At 59.1% G+C, this 14,230-nt stretch carries 11 protein-coding genes; 2 read left to right on the top strand and 9 right to left on the bottom strand.

Annotation, left to right across the window (positions count from 1 at the left end; genetic code table 11):
* The 5 genes from HDE80_RS01100 to HDE80_RS01080 form a co-directional block, all read right to left on the bottom strand.
* Positions 1-793: FkbM family methyltransferase (locus HDE80_RS01100; protein ID WP_221437378.1), on the bottom strand; the 793-nt coding region annotated here is incomplete at its 3' end.
* Positions 757-1,983 (bottom strand): ABC transporter ATP-binding protein, encoded by a 1,227-nt coding sequence (locus HDE80_RS01095; RefSeq protein WP_184667031.1) that lies wholly within the window; start codon positions 1,981-1,983, stop codon positions 757-759. The genes HDE80_RS01095 and HDE80_RS01100, both read right to left, overlap by 37 nt.
* Positions 1,980-2,774: an ABC transporter permease gene (locus tag HDE80_RS01090; RefSeq protein ID WP_184667029.1), complete on the bottom strand. Its 795-nt coding sequence runs from the start codon at positions 2,772-2,774 to the stop codon at positions 1,980-1,982. Before HDE80_RS01090 ends, HDE80_RS01095 begins: the two co-directional genes overlap by 4 nt.
* A gap of 13 nt (positions 2,775-2,787) precedes the next feature.
* Positions 2,788-4,152, bottom strand: coding sequence for a glycosyltransferase family 4 protein (locus HDE80_RS01085; protein ID WP_184667736.1), 1,365 nt, complete (start codon positions 4,150-4,152; stop codon positions 2,788-2,790).
* Between the two features lie 89 nt (positions 4,153-4,241).
* Positions 4,242-5,411 carry a PLP-dependent aspartate aminotransferase family protein gene (locus tag HDE80_RS01080; protein WP_184667027.1) on the bottom strand — a complete coding sequence of 390 codons (1,170 nt, stop codon included), beginning with the start codon at positions 5,409-5,411 and terminating at the stop codon, positions 4,242-4,244.
* Between the two features lie 274 nt (positions 5,412-5,685).
* On the opposite strand from HDE80_RS01080, the gene HDE80_RS01075 reads away from it, so the two are divergent.
* Together HDE80_RS01075 and HDE80_RS01070 are read left to right on the top strand one after the other, a co-directional pair.
* Positions 5,686-8,100 (top strand): CmcI family methyltransferase, encoded by a 2,415-nt coding sequence (locus tag HDE80_RS01075; protein ID WP_184667025.1) that lies wholly within the window; start codon positions 5,686-5,688, stop codon positions 8,098-8,100.
* Positions 8,097-8,996: a class I SAM-dependent methyltransferase gene (locus HDE80_RS01070; RefSeq protein ID WP_184667024.1), complete on the top strand. Its 900-nt coding sequence runs from the start codon at positions 8,097-8,099 to the stop codon at positions 8,994-8,996. Before HDE80_RS01075 ends, HDE80_RS01070 begins: the two co-directional genes overlap by 4 nt.
* Here HDE80_RS01070 and HDE80_RS01065 read toward each other — a convergent pair.
* Genes HDE80_RS01065 through HDE80_RS01050 form a run of 4 tightly spaced genes read right to left on the bottom strand, consistent with a single transcriptional unit; the run spans position 8,993 to position 14,217 of the window.
* The gene (locus HDE80_RS01065) at positions 8,993-10,030 is read right to left on the bottom strand and encodes a hypothetical protein (RefSeq protein WP_184667022.1); all 1,038 of its coding nucleotides are present in this window, start codon (positions 10,028-10,030) and stop codon (positions 8,993-8,995) included. The two genes, HDE80_RS01070 and HDE80_RS01065, sit on opposite strands and share 4 nt — an antisense overlap.
* Complete coding sequence (locus HDE80_RS01060) at positions 10,017-11,114, bottom strand: GSCFA domain-containing protein (protein WP_184667020.1); 1,098 nt, start codon at positions 11,112-11,114, stop codon at positions 10,017-10,019. The genes HDE80_RS01065 and HDE80_RS01060 overlap by 14 nt, the downstream gene beginning before the upstream one ends.
* Entirely contained in the window at positions 11,111-11,848 is a 738-nt protein-coding gene (locus HDE80_RS01055) for a hypothetical protein (RefSeq protein WP_184667018.1), read from the bottom strand. Before HDE80_RS01055 ends, HDE80_RS01060 begins: the two co-directional genes overlap by 4 nt.
* Positions 11,845-14,217: a glycosyltransferase family 2 protein gene (locus HDE80_RS01050; RefSeq protein WP_255483519.1), complete on the bottom strand. Its 2,373-nt coding sequence runs from the start codon at positions 14,215-14,217 to the stop codon at positions 11,845-11,847. The genes HDE80_RS01055 and HDE80_RS01050 overlap by 4 nt, the downstream gene beginning before the upstream one ends.
* Positions 14,218-14,230 lie beyond the last annotated feature (13 nt).

The raw sequence follows: 14,230 nt of genomic DNA, 5'->3' as shown, positions 1-14,230 counted from the left end.
CCTCGAGTATTTGCAGCTTACCGGCCATCGCATGGAATTTGCGAGTCAGAATATCCAGCTCATTCTTTGCGTTCCACTCGTCATAGGGCATGAAAAAATCGAAATAATTCGGAGGCAATCGAAATGCGTCCTTCAACTCCGCCCGCTCTCTTGCAACATAGAAGCGATTGAGGCCGTCCTCATAGACCAAGTCGTAGCCGTTCGCGATTACGCGCGGTTCCCAGTCAGCATAGGCAGGCTGCTGCGAGTTGGGCTCGGTCGCTTCGATCACCATGATCCAGGGCCGATGACGATCAAGCGAAATCGACTCCATGACCGAGTCCTCCGCTCCCTCGACATCGACCTTCAGAAAGTGAATGTCATCAATGGCGTACTCGGCAATGATGTCGTCGAGCGAGCGACAGGCCACAGTATGACGCTCCACCGGGTGCCCTTCCGCCTCATGTTTATCGGCGTAGCGCTCCGTTGTGGTGGATAGACCGGTATCAACGACTTCGAAGAGATTCAACTCTTTGCTGGTCGCGGAAATGGCTATCGGCAGGTTGATGTCTTCCGGTCGATCCTGCGCAATCAGCTCGAACCATTGTGTTACCGGTTCAATGTTGATGCCCCGCCATCCTTTCTCGTAGAAAGCCTTGGTCACTGAATCAAGGACAGGATGCTGGGCTCCAACATCGATGTAGAAGCCCCGCTGCACGCTGCGAAGTGCGCGCAACAGCATCACGTCCTCGTAATTCTGGGCGTATGAAATTGTGGTCATGTACGGCTTGTCTCGATCGTTGGGGGTACCCATGCCGTACCTACGAAATCCATGCGGCTCAGGTTGGCGACTCTGAACACAAGCGCCAAATCGCGCCACTCGTAGTTGTTGACGAGATGCGTGTCTGTACTGACAAGTGCCGTGGATATCGAATAGCCGCCGGGTCCAAAATTCATCGGGAAGTTTATGCGGTATTCAATCTTTGAGCCGGCCTCGACATTTTCCAGCACCTGCTTCGTATGATGTGTGTTGGTTCCGAATACGGGTTGACCGAGACGGTCCTTGATCATGTAACCCAGTACCAAGCGCGGAATGTACTTGTTCGCGGCAACACGGATGCGCATTGTCACCGGTTGGCCCACGTCAACAAACTCGACAGGCTCGCCTTGCATGTTATGAAGCACTATCTCCTCGACGCTGGCCTCGCCAGTGCCCGACACCGTCTGCTCACGCCCACTGGCATGACTTTCGATATTGATCGTGCTGTTTTCGCGCTCCGCGATCAATGCGTTGTAAAGATCCATCACTGTCGCCGGATCCCCGTCCTTCATCAGCCGACCGGATTCCAGCAATAACGCTCGGTCACAAAGAGCCTGCACGGCACTACTGTCGTGCGAGACGATCAGCAGGCTGGTACCCTGCTCACGGAATTCGCGTATCCGCTTGAAGCACTTGTGCGAGAAATAGGTATCACCGACCGATAATGCTTCGTCGACGATGAGGATTTCCGGACGGAATGCCGTGGCAACAGAAAACGCCACGCGCATCTGCATGCCACTGGAGTAGGTGCGCACAGGCTCATCGAAGTATTCACCGATCTCCGCAAACGCCTCGATCTCATCGATGACGCTGTCGATGGCCTGTCGGGAAAACCCCATAAGCCCGGCTGAATGGTAGACATTCGCGCGTCCGCTGAGCTCGGAACTGAACCCCATGCCGAGCTCGAGAATGGCCGCGATTCGGCCATTGACCGCCACGGTTCCCGATGTCGCCTGCAGGGTGCCGGTGATCAGCTTGAGCAACGTGCTCTTGCCGGCACCATTGTGGCCAACGATGCCGATAGATTCACCGGGTGCCACACTGAACGAAATATCTCGCAGCACCCAGGTCTCGGATTTTACCCGGGCATTGAAGCCGAACCACCCCGCAAACCGGCCCCATTCTGACCTGTAATCGCGGAAGGCTTTGCCAATTTCATTTACAACAAGAAGTGGTCTACTCACAGTACATCCACCATTTCCGGCACCGCTCGCCTAAACAAGACCAATGAAAAAAGCAACAGCACGGCCGCTGCCACTGCGATGACGAGCAGCCCGGGGATACCCGGCGTACGTCCATAAAGAAGAACATCCTGGAAAGCGACGGCCATGTGCATCATCGGGTTGAACTCCAGCACCGCACGCAAGCGATCAGGGATGATGCTTGGCATGTAGACGATCGGGGTGAACCAGAACCATAACTGCAGCACCACGGTCATGACCTGGGCTACATCCCTGACGAACACATTGAGCACACCGAGGATCAGGCCCAAGCCGAGAGCAAATGCCAAATTGATAGCCATCAGCAATGGTAGCCACAGCATCACCCAACTCAGCGGCTGACCGGTCAACAGGAATACGCCTACTGCTGTTACGAGCAGGAGCAGATTATTCACCAGACATGAGCCGCCAATGATGATAGGCAGACAAACACGCGGGAATGCCATCTTCTTCATCAGATTACCGTTGTCGACAAACATGGTCAGTGATCGATTCACCACCTCGGCAAAAAGCGACCAGGCAATCATGCCGGCCATCAGGTAGATCACGTACGCATAGCGATTATCTATACCGGGCAGCTTGGCCGCCATGATGCGTGACAGCACCAGCGCATAGGTGGCGACCTGCGCCAAAGGCTGCAGAACCATCCAAAGGGCACCCAATTTGCTGCGCGCAAATCGCGCACGCAGATCATTCTTGATTGACGAAACGATGAAATGGCGATAACCCCATATCGCCGCCAGGATCTCTTTCATGAAGCGCGTACCTTTATGTGGTGCCAGTTGCCGAACCAGTGCCTGCGGCGCCGGATGTATCAGAAGGCGACGACAACGCCTTCAGTCGATGAATGATCCGCTCGGCCGCAGTATGTGGCGAAAGCTTGTCGCGAATGTCAAACGCCGCCTGCGCACCGACCTTTGCAGCGAATTCCCTGTCATCAGCCAGCCTGCGCATGTATGTCGCTGCATCGTCTATGTCCGGCTCGGCCCAGCGCTGACCGACGTGATGGAGATAATCACCTTCGCCCACCGGCACCAGTCGGTAATTGACCAGGCAACTGTTTTCGGGCGTCATGAATTCCATGTTGCCGGACCATGCCGTGGCGATCACCGGCTTGCCTAGCCGCATACACTCCGCGAGCCCGAGCCCGAAGCCTTCGGCACGATGCAGCGAGACGTACGCATCTGCACACCGCTGCAGTGCCTGCACGTCACTGCGATCAATCACCTCGTCGCGGACCAGAATGCGCCGATCACCCGCTGCTGCGTTCAACAGCTCGCGCAACTTGTCGGGATGACGATGACCATTGCTGGACTTGATCAGCAGCCGCACATCCGCTTGACCGTCAGCGAAAGCACGGCGGAACGCTTCGATGACAGCGAATGGATTCTTCCGGGTCAGGAAGGAGTTGAAATCGAAACTGTTAAGGAAAATGAAGACATCATCTTCCAAACCAAAGTCCGCCCGAGTCAAACCGCTGTCATCAATTTCATCGACAGGCAACGGCACGTGCAATATGGGCTTGTCCGTAACTGGCCTGATCACTTCCCCGATAAAACTTGACGAGACCATGATCTCGTCGACTACGTGCAATGCAGGAAGCCATTCTTCTGGAAACTTCTCCAGCTCCCAGAACCAGCATGCGATCGTGTAGCGACCGGCGAGACGCTCACGCCCGATGTTGGCAATGGCATCGTCGAGATAATCCGGATTGACGAAAACCAGATTGATGCCGTGCGGCGTATCCGTACCGATATGCTCGTCCAGGCTGGTGTCGTCCATGCCATGGGGTATATCGATATCTATGTTGTGCACAGCCACGGGATAGCCCTCGGCCAGCAAGGCACGCACATACAGACGCGCACTCTCACCGAGTCCGGACTGTCCACGCGCATAGGCAAACACGTTCACGCCGGCCGCTGCGCCGAACTTGCGGTTACCCATCTCCACAGTCGGAGAGATGGGTAACCGTGCGCGATGCTCCCAGTTCGCTGTCCGCTGAAACCTGATCTGTGTACTGGCGCGCGAAGCAAGCGTTTCGGACACCTTGTTGCGCAGCGGTTGCGGGAAATGCCGATAGACTTCCTTCAACCACGGCTGCCGGCGAATCCACGCCGACAGGTTGAGCAACATGAGCCCCACGCTTCTCCCTGGCTTGCCGGCGCCACTCACCGCAGGCCTCCGATCGATATACCAGCGTTTGTATACGTGCAAGCCATGGCTCAGTTGCCCAAGGCGTACGACAGCTCCGCGCGAAGATCAGCAAGATCCTCCACACCCACCGACAAGCGGATCAAACCATCGCTAATGCCCAGGCGCTTGCGGTTGGCGACCGGGACCGAAGCATGGGTCATGATCGCCGGGTGTTCGATCAGGCTTTCGACGCCACCCAGCGACTCGGCCAGCGCGAACAATTCGCAACGCTCCAGCATCCGTTTGGCTTTTTTCAGGCCACCCTTCACTTCGATCGTGATAATGCCGCCGAAACCGTTCATCTGGCGCTTCGCAAGGGCATGCTGCGGATGGCTCTTGAGGCCCGGGTAGATCACCCGTTCGACCGCTGGGTGCTTCTCCAGCCACTTCGCCAGTTCCAGCGCACTCTCGCAATGCGCCTTCATGCGCAGATGCAATGTCTTCAAGCCACGCATGGCAAGGAACGCATCGAACGGGCCGGCCACGGCGCCAACCGAGTTCTGCAGAAAGCCCATCGATTCGGCCAGCTCCTTACTACCGGCAACCACGATGCCGCCGACCATGTCGGAATGGCCGTTGAGGTACTTGGTCGCCGAGTGCAGCACGAGATCCGCGCCATATTCAAGCGGACGCTGGATCATCGGCGAGCAAAAGGTGTTGTCCACCACCAGGATCAGGCCGTGCTTCTTCGCAAACGCAGCGACCCTGGCCAAGTCGACCAGCTTGAGCATCGGATTGGTCGGCGTTTCAGCCCAGATCATCCGCGTATTGGGTTTGAGCGCCGCCTTCATCGCAGCGCTGTCGTTCAGGTCGAGAAAGCTGAAGTCCAGCCCGGCCGAGCGCCGCCGCACCTTCTCAAACAAACGGTAAGTACCGCCATAGAGATCGTCCATCGCGATTACGTGACTACCCGAATCGAGCAGATCCAGTATCGTTGCCGCCGCGGCCAGACCGGAGGCAAACGCGAAGCCAGCCATGCCGCCCTCCAGATCCGCAACGCAACGCTCGTACGCCATTCGGGTGGGGTTCTGCGTGCGCGAGTACTCGTAACCCTTGTGCTTGCCCGGACTCTCCTGCACATAGGTCGAGGTGGCGTAGATCGGCGTCATGATCGCGCCAGTGCTGGGGTCGGGGTGCTGACCGGCGTGGATGGCACGGGTGCCCAGACCAAGTGCATCAGGTTTGCTGCGGTTTTTCATGGCGGTCATGGCATCCGGAAGAAATCGGCACGGGGCAAAACGTCTATCTTAGCTCGCCATGCTATCCCTGGCTGAACGGCTATCATGAAATCTGTTCATGTACATGGCCGCCGTCTTGAGGTCGGGTACCAGACACATTTGCATGCCCTCGTCGTACCCGCGATCTATTGCACATCGCGCCTGGAAACGCGATCTTTACCCCCTTAACCGCAGTGCGCGCGACATGCCCACGGCATCAGTCAGCCCGTCTGTCGACCCAGCGAGAAATCATTACATGATCAACACCCCGAGCAATTCCATACCTCTCGACGTACTTGAGGGTGTGGTGGATGGATTGACCGGAAATGTGCTGAGGGGGTGGGCATGCAGCCACGATACAGCGCCATCGCAACTGCATGTGGAAGTGCGGGCCGAGGGGATCCTGCTGGGCAGCGGTGCTGCCACGATGTTCAGGGCCGACCTGGCCCATGCCGGCAAAGGCGATGGGCATTGCGCCTTTGCCGTCACGCTCGATCCGATCCCGGAAGCTGGCGCCGTGCTCACGGTCATCGCCGTGGGAGCCAACGGTGTTCAGCCACTGGTCGGCAGTCCGTTCACCATGCCCGACCATGATCTGACCAGCTCCAGCACACGCCATGCCGACATCCTGCCACTACCGATAGGCCTCGCACGCCTGCAGGGCTCGCTGGATCAATGTGGGCCGGATCGACTGCACGGGTGGGCGCGCTGGCTGGATGGGACAAATGTCTCGCCGGTCCTTTCGCTATATGAAGGCGATCACGAGTGGTTGCGCTTCGACGCCAATCAATGGCGCCCCGACATTTCCGAAATACATCAGGGTGACGGGTGCTGCGGCTTCGACGTTCTGCTGCCTGAAGGGCTTCGTGATGATCGCCTGCACGTGCTGGAACTGCGCATAACGGAAGCTGATGCGATTCTGCTCAAGGCGCCGTTCCATGCACGAATACCCTCCGCATCAATGAATCGAACGCCGGGTACATCGACGTCGCCCGCTCCACTTGTGCGCGACGCATCCAGTGACAAAGTCACGCTGTCAGTGATCGTCAATTTCTACAATATGCGACGCGAGGCGGCACGCACGCTGGCATCGCTCAGTAGCGACTACCAGATCGGCAGTGATGCTCTCGATTACGAGGTTCTATGCGTCGACAACGGCTCCGATCCACCGCTCGAGGCGGAATGGGTCGCCAGCTTCGGCCCGCAGTTCCGACTGATCCGTCCCAGCCGCCAGCTTTCTTCGCCATGTGCTGCGCTCAACGAGGCCGCGCTGATGGCCCGTGGCAAGTATGTGGCGGTGATGATCGATGGTGCGCATGTGCTCACCCCCGGAACTTTTCGCGAAGCGCTGCAGGCCTGGCGGGAGCATCCCGACGCCGTTGTCGCTCTGCGTCAATGGTTTATCGGTGGCGATCAACGCTGGCTGACCTTGGTCGGATACACCCGTGAGCAGGAGGACCAGCTATTCGAGCGTATCCGCTGGCCACTCAATGGCTACGACCTGTTCCGGATCGGCTCGCCCATGAGCGACAACCCCGAGCCCTGGTTCGACGGCATCACCGAGACCAACTGCCTGATGCTGCCGACCGCGCTCTACGATCGTATCGGCGGTTTCGACGAGGGATTCGATCAGGCCGGCGGTGGGTTTGCCAATCTCGACCTCTGGCGCCGGGCCAGTACATCGGCAGCTGCTCCACTCGTGGCGCTGGTGGGCGAAGCCAGCTTCCACCAGTTCCACGGCGGCACCACCACCAATGTCGATGACCTCGAGAAGGATCTGCGCGTGCGCTCGTATGCGAATGCCTACCGCACCCTGCGCGGTGGGGACTTCGTCAGGGTGGAACGAGGCAGCCTGACGTTCCGCGGTCACATGTCCTCGGAATTCGCCACAGGCATGCGCCAGCGCACGCTGATGCCGATGCATCTTGGCGTTACCGAACAGATAAGACCTGGCAGACTGTCTGCACATTTCGATGATGGCGCACAGTCCCACCTGATGTCGGTCTACGCCGAGTGCGACTTGAAGCGCGACGTCCGCTGGCTGGGCCTGCCGACCGGAGTGGCGCCGGCGGACCTGGTCAGCATCCAGGAAATCATCCACCAAATTCGTCCCGACGCGGTTATCGCCGTGGGAGCCGAGGCCGGGCTGGTCGGCTTCATCGACAATACGCTGCAAGCCGTGGACATCGTCGGCGCACGCATCCTGCATGTGACGAACTCAGCCACATCGACGACGCGCTCGTCACGAATGACTTCCTTGCACGTGAGGCCAGACGATCCAGCGACTGTCACATACGCGCGTGACTGGGCCGGTGGCGCCGAAACGGTTTTGGTGCTGCACGCGGTCGACAGTACGGATAATTTCTCGCCGACAACGCTGCAGACCTGGGGCCAGCTCGTTTCTCATCGTTCCTTCCTGATCTGCCTGGGCACCGTATTCGGGCAGCCCTGGCTGGGTTATTCGAACCGCCAGCATTTCAGGACCATTCGCGAATTCGCCACTGGCAATTCGCCTTTCGTCATCGATCGCAGTTGGACCCGTCAATTGGTCAGCACCTGCCCCTACGGCTATCTGCGCAAGGTCGGAGGAAATATCAAGGCAACCCAGTACGATGCCGCGCTCGACGACATCGCACCGGATCAGCAAGCACTTCTGGAGAATCCGCAATGAACCGCTTCTGGCCCCGTTACATTCGCCCCCTGTTCGAAACCGTGCAACCGAAACGCATCATGGAAATTGGCGCGGAATTCGGCTGGAATACGCGCCATATCCTCAGTTACTGTCGCGCGCATGGCGCCCACGCCGACATCATCGATCCGGCTCCACTACCCAGCCTGCTCGAGGAACTGGCGCAGTTCGGCCCGGCTGAATATCGCTTCCTTGCGCTGAAGAGCCTGGCGGCGATCCCACAGCTGGAGGCCCCCGACATCGCACTGATCGATGGTGATCACAACTGGGCAACTGTCTTTCGCGAGCTCAACCTGCTGCAGGCCCGTGCGGAACAGACCGGCCAGGCACCTCCGATCGTGCTCTCGCACGATGCAGCATGGCCCTACGCCCGACGCGACATGTACTACAGCCCGGACGACCTGGATGGCTGGCAAAGGCATCCTTACAGCTACAAGGGGATGGTGCCGAACCAGTCCGAGCTGGACGAGCGCGGTGTAAACGGCTGGCTGGCCAACGCGACGCACGAAGGCGGCCCGCGCAACGGCGTGCTTACTGCCATCGAAGACTACATCGCCAGCGCCGGCATCGAATTCACCTTCCGCAAGCTTCCCTTCTTCAACGGGCTGAGCATTCTGGTGCCCGCAGCACGGATGACACCCGCCCTGCAGACGCTGATCGACAGCTTCTTCAGCGCCGAGAGCATGCTCGCTGCCTGTGAGTCGCTGGAGGCCGACGGCATGCAGCTTCGCGCCATGCTCAGCCAGACCGAAACCTGCCTGGGTCGACGTACCGAAGCATTGCAGCGCGCGCGCGCGATCATCGAGGCGCAGCGCCGGCAGATTGCGGAACTTGAGCGCGGGATCGCTGCGGAACATGGAACACAGGACGCCGCCTAGAGCTTCAGCGGCACCTGTCCGGCCGGGTAAGCTGATGGCGCGAAGAACCACGATTCGATTGCGTAACGGTCTTTCGCTATCGCCGCAGGGACACCGGTGCGGTGAAGGAAGAAATGGTCGAACAACAGGGCATCGCCCGGTGCGAAGACCGGGCTGGTGGTCGCCATCCCAGCTGCCGCTTCGGTGACCATGCCAGGCCCCACCGACCAGTCGAAGTAAGCACCATGGCTGCCGGTGGGCAACACCCGCGACAAGCGTCGCGGCAGAAACTCGAGTCCCGACGCATCCTCTCCACAATGAGAGAGCCCAAGCCATACATTCACGCTGCGGATGTCGGCTCCCATGAAGGCCCCATCCTGATGCCAATCGGCGTGACGAATCGACCCCGGCACGCAGCGCAGGGTCGACTTGCCGACCGACAGCATCGGCTGCTCGCCAAAATAGTCTGCAATCATGTCCGTGATCCCGCTGGATCCGAATAGCTCGGTCAACTCATAAAGCATGCGTGGCGAATCGGCCAGCCAGACGCCACCGGCCCCCTCCTCGATCCAGGGCCGTGCCTGCGCCAGCTCGCAGCCCTCCTGCAACGGCAAGCGCGCATACCATGAGTTGCCGAATGTCCCCTCGCCGTGCGCATGCCACGCCGCGCAAGCGTCGAGAGCCTGCCTCACACCATCGGCCAGCTGCAACGCGATATCTGCCGACAACAGCCCGCGCACCAGCAGCGCCCCATGATGACGGATGCCAGCAGCCAGCGTATTGGCATCGAGCTTGCTGGCCGGTATTTCCGGTACACCAACCACATCGCCAAACGGGTCAGGCGGAGCAATCAACCAGGGATCAGCAATCGCCGAGCAGGGCGGCTGGGCCAGATAGGCCTGATAGCGGCACAGTGCCAGCATTAGCTCAATACCCTCATCTGGCTGTTGGCGCCGACAGGTTGTCAGCCATTCGATCGCATCGTCGTAGCGATGCTGCTGCATCAACTCCCGTGCGCGAACCAGACTCTCGTCCGACAGTTCATTGCAGGCCATCATGCCCTTCCATCTGATGCGCTTCAGGTGTCGCGTTGCTTGACTGATCCAGGCGCTGCTCGTCGCACAGCGTATCGACGATCGCCTGTCCACGCTGCAGGAAATCATCGTGTTCCGCCTTCATGGGAGCCATTGCAGGCTCATTCAACACATGCCGGAAGAACAAAGACATCACGTGACTCACCCCATCTTCCAAGATCGAACGACGATCATCAGCAAGGTATTCACGACCGGCAGCGTTGACGATCTCATAGGCCGGAAAATAATAGACGTCCGGCAGACGACTCACCTGTTCGGCCGCCACCCGGAGCACCGCCTTGGAATAGGTGGACGCCAGCAACACATGCTGCTTTGCCGCCGTCGCAGCCAAGGATACCGGTGAGACCGTAAGAATCACCTTCATGCGTGAATTGACCTCACGAATCTCCTCGATGAAGGCGCGCAGATCGGCAACCACTTCATCCACCGTGAAATTGAACAGGATATGCCGATCAGCGTCGAACCGACCTGCCGCCACGCCCGGGCATAGCGGATAGACGGCACCATCCTCGCGCGAACCCCAGCACTCGGTGAGACCCAACGTGAAAACAAATACATCCATCTCGCTGAAGGCCCGACGCACCGCGGCGAAATGCTGGTGGCGGTCCTCGTGGTACTCGCGCATGGAGCTGAAACCACCCGGCTGGATGGTCGGTCGAAAAGGATCGAACCAACAACCCTCATCGCCCTCCCAGAGGTCGTCCCTGGGAACGAATGCGCCCGACGCGCGTCGCCATAGCTGCAACAACTGGCGCGACGTATAGATATTGCCGTAGCGCGCGGAGTAAACCCCATAGCCGAAAGCTTCGGCCAGAGCAGGGGACAGCAGTGGATGTGCCGGCTCGGTTTCGTAACATGCAAGCCCGTGTTCACGCAGATGGCGCGCCACGTGCTGGGCAAAACAGCTTCCGGCAGTCACTACCCGCATATGTGGTTCGATCAGGAACGGCGGCGTCAGGACGGGGTCGATGTCCGCGCTGGCACGGCCGGCCATGGCACGGCTCCAGCGTTGTCGATCGTCAATGTCCAAGTAGGGATGACTCATACCAGACGCCTCATCTGCTCCAGCACCAGCTCACCGTAAGTCACATTCGCATGGGCACCATCACCATAATACGGCTCGCGCATGAAGCCGCTTTCATCGACGGTTTCGGGTGGACACGGTACAAACAATACCCCGGCCTCACTGCACCATTCGCGAACTATCTGCGAATGCAGACGCCAAAGCTTGTAGCGGAAAGCTGCCGGCGAAATTTCCTGGCACATGCCCGGATACATTCCCCATGGCACATCCGCGTGCATGCGCCCGGCATCCGCGTAAGGTGGTGGCGATTCGACATGGCACATTTGCCCCGCACAAAGCCGACGAACCTGCGACATCAGGGCCAGGTACTCCGCCGTCATGGATTCCAGCACGCGCTGGACCGCCAGCGCCGGCAAGACCTCGGCAGCGGGATCCAGTGGCAGCAAAGGCTGCGTCGGCAGCACGAAATCAAAACGGCGTGGATGCACCAGCATGCCAAGCACACCATGTGCCGCACCACCGACCATCGAAAACACCGGGCCAGGATGCTCCCGCAACTGCTGCTCGACCTGCAGCGACAGGCGCGGCACACCATTCTCCAGCGCGATAGCACCGGGCATTTCCCAGAAATTGAGGGCCTTAAATGGAATGTCTAAAGCCGCAGCGGCCTGCGCTACGCTGACAACATGACTATGACCAATACACAATATGGGCTGCTGCGTATCCATGCGCACATACGGCAATGTGGACATCATGCGATTGAGACCTTGGTCCGGGGCGCTGCGAAGCTTGCGGCCTCCATCGCTTCGGGCTCGATCGACAACGGTTGCCATTCGCGCGGAGGAAAGGCCAGCGTGAAAGGCTCCCCTGAAAGCGTGAGATTCGGGTTATAGATCGGATCGTGATCCAGCTGAACACCCCAGCGGATCTTCATGAACTCCATCTCGCGCATGAAGCGCGCGCGCTTCTCCGCCGTATCCTCATGTCCGCGCGAAGCGGATTCATGATGGTAAAGCTCGGCAAACGGTGTCCATATATTGGTATAGCCGAGGTGCCGCAGGCGTAGGCAGAAATCGATGTCGTTAAAGGCAATCTGCAAGGCGGTATCCAGACCGCCCACCTCAAGGTAAACCTCCCGTCGCACCATCAGGCAAGCCGCCGTGACCGCGCTCATACCCTGTGCCAGCTTTGCACGCGCCATCTGGCCTGGAAAGCCTCGTGGCATACCGCTGTAAAGATGCGCCGCCACGCCATGCACCCCAGTCACCACACCCGCATGCTGGATGGTGTCGTTGGGGTAATACAGCATTGCCCCTACAGCACCCACGTGTGGGCGCATCGCATGGCTCGCCAGTTCCTCGAGCCAATCCGGGGTAATGACCTCGACGTCATTGTTGAGCAGACAAATCAGCTCACCTCGACAATCAACCACTGCATCATTGTTGATGCTTGAATAGTTGAAAGGCTGATCGTGCTTCCTCACCCGTACCTTTGGGTGATCATCGAAACTGGAGAAGTAGGCAAGTGACTCTGGCTCGACGGACTGGTTGTCCACGATGAGGATTTCGTAGTGCGGATAGGTTGTCCGCTCCAGGATCGATTCCACGCAACGGCGCAACAGATCTAGTCGATCTCTGGTGGGTACGATGATGCTGATGAGCGGCCGCAGTTCGGGCAACAGATAACGAACCCGGAATGCCCCCAGCATGCCGTCAATCTCCAGTACTTCCGCCGCCACACCGGTCCGCTCGAAATGTCCACGCAGCGCGCGACGGCCAGCTTCGTGGGCATAGCTTTTCTCGCCCACGCCCTGCGCGGTCGACCCGGCAATCGCACGCCAGTGATAGAGGACTACGGGTACATGGCCAATCTGCTCCGATGTCAGCCGTTCGCTGCAGCGCAATACCAAGTCCCAGTCCTGACTACCTTCCAGCCCTTCCCGGAAGCCGCCCACCGCATTCAACAGCGCCCGCGAATAGACACCCAAGTGGCTGACGCAGTTCTGTCCATGCAACAGGTCCGGGTTCCAGTTGGGCTTGAAGTAAGGATCGTAGCGCTGACCATCGGCATCGATCTTGTCCTCGTCCGTATAAACGAACTGCCATTGCGGATGGCGCCGCCATGCCTCGACGATCGAGGCCAGCGCAGCCGGATGCAATTCGTCATCGTGATCGAGCAAAGCGACACAATCGCCGCGCGCCATGGCCAGCGCACTGTTCGATGCCGCCGAGATATGACCATTGCTTTCACGCCAGATGATACGGATGCGTGGATCGCGCTTCGCATAGGCTTCCAGCACTTCACGCACCTGCGGCTCAGTGGAAGCATCGTCGGACACGCACAATTCCCAGTGCGGATAAGACTGCGCCAACACACTGTCCAGGCAACGCCGCAACCATATCTCCGGCGTATTGAAAGTGGGCAATAAAATCGAGACCAGTCGTACTGGAAGCGTCCGAATCGACACAACAGACTGGTCGTACAGCTTCAGCCAACGTTTGTAAGTGGGTGCCTTGAAGTTGCCATATGCCATGTAACGTTCATGCAACCAAGTCGCAAAGGCGTGCCGGCCGCCAGCCCCCCGGAGCTTCCGCCAAGCATCCAGCATCAACCCGCGAATACCGGGGCCACGCACATTCCGATCCCTTGCGACCGCATGGAGCATGCGCCAGGCCGCACCGACACGACTTAGTCGGCGAAACCTGAGGTCTCGCACATGGAACTTGCACGGAACACTTGCCGGATCGAAGCGCAACCGCTGGACATCGAATGGAAGCAGCACAACGCCGACATGGCGTCTGGCAGTGTTCCGAACGAAACCCAAGTACAGGGACCAGGTCTCGTGCATGCCGTAGCCATAATCGAAATACAGCATCGGCTCCAACCGGTCGTCCTCCATGTCTTCCAGCTCAATCGAAAGACGATACCAGCCGGCCTTCAGCGGGAAGCCTGCGGCCACGCACGCAAATTTCGGATCGTTGCCGTTGGCCTGCCATACCCCTGGATGGCCTGTCACCGGCTCCAGCTGCTCGAGCGGTTGCAGCGACATGTCATACGGTCGTCCATTAAGACGCCGCACGATGCTACGCAGGCGGCGCCACACTAGTCGATGCAAGGACGGCATGCTTCGGTGCTCC

It is taken from the genome of Rhodanobacter sp. A1T4, from assembly GCF_014207185.1.
In the GTDB taxonomy this organism is placed as follows: Bacteria; Pseudomonadota; Gammaproteobacteria; order Xanthomonadales; family Rhodanobacteraceae; genus Rhodanobacter.
Note: the sequence above shows the minus strand (reverse complement) of the source record. Positions and strands in the feature narration are given on the sequence as shown.

Bases quoted from the DNA above. Each gene is read 5' to 3' on its own strand.
- HDE80_RS01090 (WP_184667029.1), bottom strand. From the start codon at position 2,774: ATGAAAGAGATCCTGGCGGCGATATGGGGTTATCGCCATTTCATCGTT.
- HDE80_RS01085 (WP_184667736.1), bottom strand. From the start codon at position 4,152: ATGTTGCTCAACCTGTCGGCGTGGATTCGCCGGCAGCCGTGGTTGAAG.
- HDE80_RS01080 (WP_184667027.1), bottom strand. From the start codon at position 5,411: ATGAAAAACCGCAGCAAACCTGATGCACTTGGTCTGGGCACCCGTGCC.
- HDE80_RS01075 (WP_184667025.1), top strand. From the start codon at position 5,686: ATGATCAACACCCCGAGCAATTCCATACCTCTCGACGTACTTGAGGGT.
- HDE80_RS01070 (WP_184667024.1), top strand. From the start codon at position 8,097: ATGAACCGCTTCTGGCCCCGTTACATTCGCCCCCTGTTCGAAACCGTG.
- HDE80_RS01065 (WP_184667022.1), bottom strand. From the start codon at position 10,030: ATGGCCTGCAATGAACTGTCGGACGAGAGTCTGGTTCGCGCACGGGAG.
- HDE80_RS01060 (WP_184667020.1), bottom strand. From the start codon at position 11,114: ATGAGTCATCCCTACTTGGACATTGACGATCGACAACGCTGGAGCCGT.
- HDE80_RS01055 (WP_184667018.1), bottom strand. From the start codon at position 11,848: ATGATGTCCACATTGCCGTATGTGCGCATGGATACGCAGCAGCCCATA.
- HDE80_RS01050 (WP_255483519.1), bottom strand. From the start codon at position 14,217: ATGCCGTCCTTGCATCGACTAGTGTGGCGCCGCCTGCGTAGCATCGTG.